Origin of the sequence: Pseudomonas sp. Ag1 (genome assembly GCF_000278565.1) — a bacterium.
In the GTDB taxonomy this organism is placed as follows: Bacteria; Pseudomonadota; Gammaproteobacteria; order Pseudomonadales; family Pseudomonadaceae; genus Aquipseudomonas.
Map to the genome: position 1 here is coordinate 1 of NZ_AKVH01000025.1, position 8,088 is coordinate 8,088.

The window sequence follows — 8,088 nt, forward strand, 5'->3', positions numbered from 1 at the left end:
AAAGCCGGAGTGAGGGCACTCCGAGCCTAGGCGAGGAGCCGAGTGGTGGGGCAAGAGCGTTTTGCTTACTTTTGACTGGGCCGGCATTCCGGCTGTTCAAAAGTGAGCCGCTGTAAGAGCGGAACCGATACAAGCCATCACCCAAATAATGGATATACACACCGCCCGTCACAGCTCCAGCCGAACCTGCGCACACAACCCCCCGCCGTCCCGGTTGCTCAACGTCAACTCCCCACCAATCGCCACCGCCAGTTGCTGGGCAATCGCCAACCCCAGCCCTGTACCACCAGTGCCACGATTACGCGAACTCTCCACCCGGTAAAACGGCTGCATCACCTGCACCAGTTCATCCTCGGCAATCCCCGGCCCCCGGTCCAGCACCTTGATCGAAAGCTCACCCGCCGCCGTCGACCCCACCTCCAACTGCGCCTCCCCGGCAAATTTCAGCGCGTTGTCCACCAGGTTCACCAGCACCCGGCGCAATGCATGGGGCCGCGTATCCAAAACCACCGCGCTTTTACCGGTCAAACTCACTTGCTTGTTCATATCCTGGTAATCAAACACCAGGCTGTCGAGAAACGCATCCAGGTCGATCCGGCAACTGGCCTCGGTCGACCCATGCACACTGCGAGCGTAAGCCACGCCCTCGCGCACCAGATGCTCCATTTCCCCCAGGTCACTCCAGAGCTTTTCCCGGTCCACCGAGTCCTCCATGAACTCGGCACGCAATTTCATGCGGGTGATCGGCGTCTGCAAGTCATGGGAAATCGCCGCGAGAATCTGCATGCGCTCCTTGAGGTACTCGGCAATCCGCTTCTGCATTTCGTTGAACGCCGCCGCCGCATGCGCCACCTCGGTAGGGCCGGTTTCGTCCAGCGGCGTCGGGCGGGCATTCGGGTCGAGGGTTTCCACTGCCCGTGCCAGGCGTGTCAGCGGGCGGATGGCGATGCGCACGGCGATCCAGGTGCACACCAGCAACACCACCAGTTGCAGCACCAGTACCACCGGCAGCCAGAACGCAAACGGGATCGGCTTGGGATAGACATCAATCGTGACCGGGCTGCCATCGGCCAGGGTCAGGTGCGCCTGGAAGTGTTTTTGCAGGCCCGGGATGTCGCGGAACGTCAGCGGGTAGTGCTCGCCCAACGCATCGGAAATCGACGTCGCGGCCATGGGCACGTTGTCGCTGGCCATCGGCTCGCCGGGTTCGCCGGCATTCAGCAGGTAGCGGTAGGCGTTGCGGTCGAGGCGCGGCAGCCAGCTGGCACGCTCGGCGGCGGGCAGGCGGTCGAGGATCGCGATCGACGTCGATACGTCGTTTTCCAGGTTGCCCAGCATTACGCTGCGGGCACTCATGTAGCGCTCATAGAACTGCGCACTGAACGACAGGGCGTTGGCGCACAGCAGGCTGACGATAAAAATTACCGTCAGTTGCGCCGCGAGGGTGCGCGGCCAGCGGAACGTGAGGGTCATGCCGGGTCCCCAAGGATTTCCACGGCCAGGGAGAACACATAGCCTTCGCTGCGCACGGTCTTGATGTAGGCCGGTTCGCGGGCGTCGTCCAAAAGGCGCTGGCGCAGGCGGCTGACCAGCAGGTCGATGGAGCGGTCGAACAGGTCCGCGTCCCGGCCCTGTGTCAGGTTCAGCAACTGGTCACGGTTGAGCACCCGTTGCGGATGGTCGAGGAAGACGCGCAGCAAACGGTATTCGGCACCGCTCAAGGCCACCAGGGTGTTGTCTTCGTCCAGCAGATGGCGGGCGGTGGTGTCCAGGCGCCAGCGGCCAAAGCGGATCAGCCGGCCGCTTTCGGTCACCACCAGGTTTGGCGGCAGCATCCGTGTGCGGCGCAGCACGGCGTTGATGCGGGCCAGCAGTTCACGGGCGGCGAAGGGCTTGACCAGGTAATCGTCGGCGCCCATTTCCAGGCCGATGATGCGGTCGGTTTCATCGTTGCGCGCGGTGAGCATCAGGATCGGCGTGGCCTTGTGCTTGCCCACCCGCAGTTCGCGGCACAGCTGCAAGCCGTCGTCGCCGGGCATCATGATGTCCAGCACGATCAGGTCCACCGGCGTGGTGTCGAGGAAGCTGCGCATCTGCCGGCCGTCAGCCACCACGGTGGTGCGCAGGCCGTTCTTTTTCAGGTAGTTGCCCACCAGTTCGCGGATCTCCCGATCGTCATCGACAATCAGAATGTGATCGACGTGATCCATGCTGCCTTCCTCGTTGATTAGTCATTGATGCGCAGTCTAGCCACTGGCGGCGGGCTTGCCTTGTGCCCTTTGTATTGCAGTGTATCTGGCGGTGACGAGATACACATCGACGCAAAAATCCGGGCCTGGCCGACACAATCCGGATACCTCGCAAGGTTCAAATGAGCCCATCGAGGTAATCCGCCTCGGCCCACTTGAAACCCCCGGGGAACCACCCATGACTATCAAAGCTGCCTATGCCAGTTACCTGTTTGCCTTACTCACTGGCCTGAGTATTGCCGCCCATGCCGAAACCACCGCCAGCCAGCCGGATATCCACCAGGTGCTGTCGATCTCCGAAGAGTCCGGTGGCGCGCTGTGCGGCATCGTCAACTCGCACCTGACCTACCTCGATTCCGAGGGCCAGCGCCACGTCCTCGACTACCGCAAATTTTCCAGCAATTGCCTTGAAGGCAGCTGAGGAGACCGGCCATGACCCCACTCAACAGCTTTCTCAGTGCCCTGGCGTTTTCCATGGCGGGTGTGGCGGCGGATGTGAATGCCGCCACCGCGAAAAAACTCACCGGCAGTGAAACCTGCTTCCAGAACACGCCGCTGGCGCAAAACGGCGCGGCTTGCAAACGCGCCGAAACACCCCCGGCCACGAGGTGACACCCATGAACTTCATCCGATACCTGCGCCGCTCAAAAGGCCTGCTGCTGTTGGCACTGGTGGTTGCCTTGGTCGGCGTGCCCAAGGCGGTGAACTACCTGATCAACAACGTCGATGCCGAAAGTTTCAGCCAGTCCGATGAGCGCATGCCTTCCCTCGACGGCGCGGTGGCCTGGCTCAACTCGCCGCCGCTGACGGCCGAGGGTCTGAAGGGCAAGGTGGTGCTGGTGGATTTCTGGACCTACGACTGCGTCAACTGCCAGCGCAGCCTGCCGTACGTCAATCAGTGGGCGAAGAAGTACGCCAGGGACGGGTTGGTGGTGATCGGTGTGCACACGCCGGAAAACGCCTATGAGAAAGTCCTGGATAACGTACGCAGCCAGGTCAAGAAGCTGGACATCCATTACCCGGTGGCCATCGACAACGACTACCGCATCTGGCGCGCCTTCGATAACCAGTACTGGCCGGCCCATTACTTCTTCGATGCCACCGGCAAAGTGCGCTACAGCCATTTCGGCGAGGGCCGCTACGACAATCAGGAGAAAGTCATCCAGGCCCTGCTGGAAGAAGCCAGGGCGGCGAACGCGCCAACCTAAGCTAATGCCAAAAAGGTATTTATTGCGGGTTTTTTAGATCGTTTAGCTTCACCACTCCACGTACCTGTTCATGGAGTGAGCACCCAATGTCGCACCCGCTGGCAATCAACACCTTGCCCCTGCTGGACCTGGCGCTGCTCGACGGCAGCCCGGCCCAGCGTGGGCAGTTTCTCGATGACCTGCGCCACGCTGCGCGGCATATCGGTTTTTTCTACCTCACCGGCCACGGCATCGACGCCGGGTTGCTCACCCAGGTGCAGCAGCAGGCGCGCCAGTTTTTCGCCTTGCCGGAGGCCGACAAGCTTGCTGTCGGCATGATCAACTCCCCACACTTTCGCGGCTACAACCGCGCCGCGTCGGAGATCACCCGGGGGCAGCCGGACCTGCGTGAACAGTTCGACCTCGGCGCCGAGCGCGAGCCGCTGCAACAGGGCCCGGACTCACCGGCCTGGTCGCGCCTCCAAGGCCCCAACCAATGGCCCGCCGCATTGCCTGAACTCAAGCCCTTGTTACTGGCCTGGCAGCAGGCGATGACGCAGATGTCCCTGCGCCTGTTGCGCGCCTTTGCCCAGGCCTTGTCGCTGCCGGAAAACGCTTTCGACCCGCTGTATGGCGCCAAGCCCAACGAACACATCAAGCTGATCCGCTACCCCGGCCGGCACGCCCAGCAGAGTCGCCAGGGTGTCGGTGCCCACAAGGATTCCGGCTTTCTCAGCTTCCTCCTGCAAGACCAGCAGGCCGGCCTGCAAGTGGAAGTGGAGGAGGGCCGCTGGATCGACGCCTCGCCGCGCCCCGACACCCTGGTGGTGAACATCGGCGAGTTGCTGGAACTGGCCACCAACGGCTACCTGCGTGCCACGGTGCACCGGGTCGAATCGCCGCCCCTGGGCAGCGAGCGTTTGTCCCTGGCGTTTTTCCTCGGTGCGCAACTGGACGCGGTGGTGCCGGTGTATCAGTTGCCGCCCGAGTTGCTGCGCGATGCCCACGGCCCCACCAGTGACCCGCGTAACCCGCTGCTGCGGGACGTCGGCTGGAACTACCTCAAGGGCCGCCTGCGTTCCCATCCGGATGTCGCCCAACGGTTTTACGCCGATGCCACGATTCCCCAAGCCCTGTCCGCCTGATAAGGAACATCACCATGCTCAAGAAAACAGCCCTGGCCCTGGCCGTCCTGATTGCCTCCTTCGACGCGCAGGCCGCCGAGGCCCTGCGTGTGGCGGCGGACCCGATTCCCCACGCGCAAATCCTCGAATACGTGCAGAAGCTCGACCCGCAGCTGCAGCTGAAAATCATCGAAATCCCCAACGGCGTGAACTCCAATGAACTGCTGGCCCACGGTGATGTGGACGCCAACTACTTCCAGCACTTGCCGTACCTGCACTCCCAGGAACAGGCTCTCGGCCAGAAATTCACAGTGGCGGCCACCGTGCATATCGAGCCGCTGGGTATCTATTCCCATCGCCACACCAGCTTTGCCCAGGTGCCGGATAAAGGCACCGTGGCCGTGCCCAACAACGTCACCAACCTGAGCCGTGCGCTGTACCTGCTGCAAGCCAACGGCCTGATCACGCTCAAGCCCGGTTTCAACGACCCGGCCAAGGACCAGGCAACGCCCAAGGACATTGCCGAGAACCCCAGGCACCTGAAAATCCTCGAGATCGAATCACCACAGATTCCTCGTGCCCTGGATGATGTCGACCTCGCCGTGATCAATGGCAACTACGCCCTCGAGGCCGGCCTGTCACCGGCCAAGGATGCCCTTGGGCTGGAAAAAGCCCAGGGCAATCCCTACGCGAATATCCTCGTGACCACCCCGAAATTGCAGGACGACCCACGGATCAAACAGCTGGCCAAGGACCTGAATTCGCCGGAGGTGGCCAAGTTCATCACCGAGAAATATGCAGGCTCGGTGATTCCGGTAGCTGTCGAATGATCGTCGTCGAGCGGGTCAGCAAAACCTACGCCGATGGCCAGCCGCCGGCGCTGGATAACGTGTCGTTGCAGATTGCCGATGGTTCGATCTTCGGGATCGTGGGGCGGAGCGGGGCGGGCAAGAGTACTTTGCTGCGTTGCCTGAACCTGCTGGAGCGCCCGACCTCCGGGCGTATCCTCATGGACGGCCAGGACCTGACGCTGCTCAGTGACAAGCAATTGCGCCAGCAACGCCAGCGTATCGGCATGATCTTCCAGGGTTTCAACCTGCTGCATTCACGCAACGTCGCCGACAATGTGGCGGTGCCCCTGGAAATCGCCGGCCAGCCCAAGGCCGAGCGCGTTGCACGGGTCAAGGAATTGCTGGAACTGGTCGGCCTGAGTGACAAGGCGCTGGCCTTTCCGTCGCAACTGTCCGGCGGCCAGAAGCAGCGCGTCGGCATCGCCCGGGCACTGGCGGCGCGCCCGGATTATTTGCTGTCGGACGAAGCCACCAGCGCCCTCGACCCGGAAACCACCGCGTCGATCCTGGAACTGCTGCGCAGTATCAATCGGCAACTGGGGGTGACCATCGTGTTGATCACCCACGAGCTGGATGTGGTCAAGGCTATCTGCGACAGCGCGGTATCCCTGGCCAATGGGCGTGTGGTGGAAAGCGGCAGCCTGATTCAATTGCAGGCCGATCCCGCCTCAAGCCTGGGCCGCTCACTGGCCCCCAGCCTGCCAGCGGTGAGGGCAGTATGAAAACGGACTGGAACGACATCCTGCAACTGCTGCTCGCGGCCACTGGCGAAACCCTGTACATGGTGCTGCTGGCGGCGGTCTTTACCTTGCTGATCGGCCTGCCCCTGGGGGTGCTGCTGTTTGTCAGTCGCCGCGGCGGGCTGTTCCCGCTGCCACGGGTGAACCGTGTGCTGGGTGCGGTGATCAACCTGGGCCGCTCATTGCCCTTTGTGGTGATGCTTATTGCCTTGATTCCGCTGACCCGGCTGATCGTCGGCACCACCCTGGGCAGCACCGCCGCCGTGGTGCCGATCACCATTGGCGCCTTTCCGTTCTTTGCGCGGATTGTCGAGAACGCGCTGGACGAAGTGGACAAGGGGCGTATCGAAGCCATCGTTGCCATGGGCGGGGATATTCGGCACGTGATCTTCAAGGTGCTGCTGCCGGAGGCGCTGCCTGCCTTGCTGGCGGGGTTGACCCTGACCCTGGTGATGCTGATCGGCTTTTCGTCCATGGCCGGGGTGATTGGCGGTGGCGGCCTGGGCGACCTGGCGATTCGTTATGGGTACCAGCGTTTCAATAACCAGATCATGGTGGTGACGGTGATTGTGTTGGTGGTGCTGGTCCAGGGCGTGCAAAGCCTGGGGGATCGTTGCGTGAGGTCGCTGGCGCATCGTCGATAAACGGTTATGTACTAATGAATTTTTAATATTTCTAGTTATATGCGTGACTGAGTAAAGTTCCCTTACGTACCTTCACCTCGTCGCCGGGAAATACTCTTCATGAACCGTCCCCACGGGCATCCCACGCCGATCCTGACTTTACCCCAAGGCGAAAAAGACCCGTTGTCGATTCGCGCCAAGGCGCTGGTTTTTGCCGACCCGCGTTCCCTGCAACTGCTCGAATATTTGCAACGTGTCGGCCCCAGTGAAGCGCCGGTGTTGATCAATGGCGAGACCGGCACCGGCAAGGAGCTGGTGGCGCGCTATATCCACAGCGCCAGCGGCCGCACCGGTGCGTTTGTGCCGGTGAACTGTGGGGCCATCAGCGAGAACCTTGCGGAAAGCGAATTTTTTGGGCATGAGGCCGGCTCGTTTTCCGGGGCCTCGGGGCGGCGGATCGGCTGGTTTGAAGAAGCCGATGGCGGGACCCTGTTCCTCGATGAGATCGGTGACTTGCCGCTGCCGTTGCAGGTGAAGCTGCTGCGGGTATTGCAGGAGCAGGAAGTGGTGCGAGTGGGGTCGCGCAAGCCGATCAAGATCAATATCCGGCTGGTGACGGCCACCAACATCGACCTGGAGCAGGCGGTGGAGGCGGGCAACTTTCGCCTTGACCTGTTCTATCGCATCAACGTCGCGCAGGTGCAGGTGTTGCCGTTGCGTGAGCGGCCGCTGGATATCCTGCCGTTGGTTGAGCATTTTCGGCGGCTCTACAGTGCCAGGCTGAAAATCGCTGAGCCGATGTTGTCGGAGTCGGCGACCCAGGCGTTGCTGGATTATCCGTGGCCGGGGAATATTCGTGAGCTGGAGAATGTGGTGCACCTGGCGCTTTTGGTGGCTGGGGACAGGCCGATCATGCCGTCGCACTTGAAGTTTTCTGCGGGGCTGAGTGCGATGCATGCCAGCGTTAACAGCGGGGCGCCGAGGATTCCGCAGGAGGTGGTGCGGGAGCAGTTGCTGCGGTTGTTCGAGGTGCCGGGGGATTCGTTGTTGCACGATATCGAGGATTTGATCGTGCGGGAGGCGTTTGCGTTTTGTGGGTTTAATCAGTTGCGTACGGCGGAGTTGTTGGGGGTGACGCGCAATGCCATGCGGACGCTTTTGGTGAATCATGGGATGCTCAAGGGGCGGGTGAAACCCTGATTTTTTGATGATGTACATATCCGTTTCTTCGGTAACGGCTGCTTATGGTTTCGCTCTTACAGCGAGTCACTTTGCAAAAGCGGCAAAGTAACCAAAGCGCTCTGCCCCGCCTGT

General features: G+C 61.7%; 9 protein-coding genes and 1 pseudogene. 8 read left to right on the forward strand and 2 right to left on the reverse strand.

Annotated elements, in window-relative coordinates:
• Positions 1-168: 168 nt before the first annotated feature.
• Together A462_RS31970 and A462_RS31965 are read right to left on the reverse strand one after the other, a co-directional pair.
• The gene (locus A462_RS31970; protein ID WP_003212508.1) at positions 169-1,473 is read right to left on the reverse strand and encodes an ATP-binding protein; all 1,305 of its coding nucleotides are present in this window, start codon (positions 1,471-1,473) and stop codon (positions 169-171) included.
• On the reverse strand, positions 1,470-2,210 hold the full coding sequence (locus A462_RS31965; RefSeq protein ID WP_003212510.1) for a response regulator: 741 nt from the start codon (positions 2,208-2,210) through the stop codon (positions 1,470-1,472). Before A462_RS31965 ends, A462_RS31970 begins: the two co-directional genes overlap by 4 nt.
• 217 nt (positions 2,211-2,427) lie before the next feature.
• Between A462_RS31965 and A462_RS31960 the strand changes: the two genes are divergently transcribed.
• The 8 genes and pseudogenes from A462_RS31960 to A462_RS31930 all read left to right on the forward strand — a co-directional run bounded on the left by A462_RS31960 (position 2,428) and on the right by A462_RS31930 (position 7,974).
• Positions 2,428-2,670 (forward strand): DUF2790 domain-containing protein, encoded by a 243-nt coding sequence (locus A462_RS31960; protein ID WP_008430200.1) that lies wholly within the window; start codon positions 2,428-2,430, stop codon positions 2,668-2,670.
• Positions 2,671-2,681: 11 nt separating this feature from the next.
• Complete coding sequence (locus A462_RS0132220; RefSeq protein WP_032898529.1) at positions 2,682-2,861, forward strand: hypothetical protein; 180 nt, start codon at positions 2,682-2,684, stop codon at positions 2,859-2,861.
• 77 nt (positions 2,862-2,938) lie between these two features.
• Positions 2,939-3,457, forward strand: a pseudogene (locus A462_RS31955) (thioredoxin family protein); the annotation flags it as partial.
• 86 nt (positions 3,458-3,543) lie between these two features.
• Positions 3,544-4,581 carry an isopenicillin N synthase family dioxygenase gene (locus tag A462_RS31950; protein WP_008430201.1) on the forward strand — a complete coding sequence of 346 codons (1,038 nt, stop codon included), beginning with the start codon at positions 3,544-3,546 and terminating at the stop codon, positions 4,579-4,581.
• A 14-nt stretch (positions 4,582-4,595) separates the two neighbouring features.
• Complete coding sequence (locus A462_RS31945; RefSeq protein WP_003212522.1) at positions 4,596-5,390, forward strand: MetQ/NlpA family ABC transporter substrate-binding protein; 795 nt, start codon at positions 4,596-4,598, stop codon at positions 5,388-5,390.
• Positions 5,387-6,133, forward strand: coding sequence for a methionine ABC transporter ATP-binding protein (locus tag A462_RS31940; protein WP_008430202.1), 747 nt, complete (start codon positions 5,387-5,389; stop codon positions 6,131-6,133). The genes A462_RS31945 and A462_RS31940 overlap by 4 nt, the downstream gene beginning before the upstream one ends.
• On the forward strand, positions 6,130-6,795 hold the full coding sequence (locus A462_RS31935; RefSeq protein WP_008430208.1) for a methionine ABC transporter permease: 666 nt from the start codon (positions 6,130-6,132) through the stop codon (positions 6,793-6,795). Before A462_RS31940 ends, A462_RS31935 begins: the two co-directional genes overlap by 4 nt.
• A gap of 99 nt (positions 6,796-6,894) precedes the next feature.
• Complete coding sequence (locus tag A462_RS31930; protein ID WP_003212528.1) at positions 6,895-7,974, forward strand: sigma-54 interaction domain-containing protein; 1,080 nt, start codon at positions 6,895-6,897, stop codon at positions 7,972-7,974.
• Positions 7,975-8,088 lie beyond the last annotated feature (114 nt).

What these genes read in the sequence shown, in the direction of transcription:
- A462_RS31965 (WP_003212510.1), bottom strand. Translation starts at nt 2,210, where the DNA reads ATGGATCACGTCGATCACATTCTGATTGTCGATGACGATCGGGAGATC.
- A462_RS31945 (WP_003212522.1), top strand. Translation starts at nt 4,596, where the DNA reads ATGCTCAAGAAAACAGCCCTGGCCCTGGCCGTCCTGATTGCCTCCTTC.
- A462_RS31950 (WP_008430201.1), top strand. Translation starts at nt 3,544, where the DNA reads ATGTCGCACCCGCTGGCAATCAACACCTTGCCCCTGCTGGACCTGGCG.
- A462_RS31970 (WP_003212508.1), bottom strand. Translation starts at nt 1,473, where the DNA reads ATGACCCTCACGTTCCGCTGGCCGCGCACCCTCGCGGCGCAACTGACG.
- A462_RS31935 (WP_008430208.1), top strand. Translation starts at nt 6,130, where the DNA reads ATGAAAACGGACTGGAACGACATCCTGCAACTGCTGCTCGCGGCCACT.
- A462_RS31960 (WP_008430200.1), top strand. Translation starts at nt 2,428, where the DNA reads ATGACTATCAAAGCTGCCTATGCCAGTTACCTGTTTGCCTTACTCACT.
- A462_RS31930 (WP_003212528.1), top strand. Translation starts at nt 6,895, where the DNA reads ATGAACCGTCCCCACGGGCATCCCACGCCGATCCTGACTTTACCCCAA.
- A462_RS31940 (WP_008430202.1), top strand. Translation starts at nt 5,387, where the DNA reads ATGATCGTCGTCGAGCGGGTCAGCAAAACCTACGCCGATGGCCAGCCG.
- A462_RS0132220 (WP_032898529.1), top strand. Translation starts at nt 2,682, where the DNA reads ATGACCCCACTCAACAGCTTTCTCAGTGCCCTGGCGTTTTCCATGGCG.